Source organism: Vibrio sp. 2130-1 (assembly GCF_033339515.1).
This window is the reverse complement of sequence record NZ_JAWOUT010000633.1, coordinates 1-541: the sequence shown is the minus strand read 5'-3', so window position 1 is coordinate 541 and position 541 is coordinate 1. Positions and strand designations below refer to the sequence as shown.

1 protein-coding gene is annotated in these 541 nt (G+C 39.4%); it reads right to left on the bottom strand.

Annotated elements, in window-relative coordinates; all coding sequences use genetic code 11:
* Positions 1-117 precede the first annotated feature (117 nt).
* On the bottom strand, positions 118-516 hold the full coding sequence (locus R7Q09_RS27825) for a DUF6232 family protein (protein ID WP_064368481.1): 399 nt from the start codon (positions 514-516) through the stop codon (positions 118-120).
* Positions 517-541 lie beyond the last annotated feature (25 nt).

Genomic DNA, 541 nt, shown 5'->3' with positions numbered 1-541 from the left:
TAACGCCTTGTTAAGGTGTGAGGCACGCAATACCGATGCTGCCGCATGTTACCGTAACCACTAAAACCAACGCATAGTAAAAAAGCCACGCGTGCCGAATCACTCTTAAACAATTTGTTATACGAATTTCTTCAGTGCCAACACTTGTTGTTCAAATAACTCACAATCTGACTTTGAGTATGACTTGGCGACATTAACCCATTGAACGCCCGTTTCATCTATGTGGCGAAACTCGACTTGAAGTGCATATTTAGAGCAACGAAGAAGAGCAAAGACCAAACCTACGACGGTCAGACTAAGAACTAAAACTAGTAGCCATTGTGGTACCTCTTCCAACCTTGGAATAACTAACCAAACTGCCCCTGAAAAAACACACACCCAGAATAAAACTTGACCTAAATTATCAAGAAAACTTAACTTTTTAACCCTAACATTGTTTATCTTAGACAAAGGATATGAGTCTTTCTTAAACCTGAACTCTTTTGAATCCAAGCTAAAATCAGTACTCTTGTACATAAATTCCCTCTATTCGTATAACGCC

Coding starts and splice junctions, on each gene's coding strand:
- R7Q09_RS27825 (WP_064368481.1), bottom strand. CDS start 516: ATGTACAAGAGTACTGATTTTAGCTTGGATTCAAAAGAGTTCAGGTTT.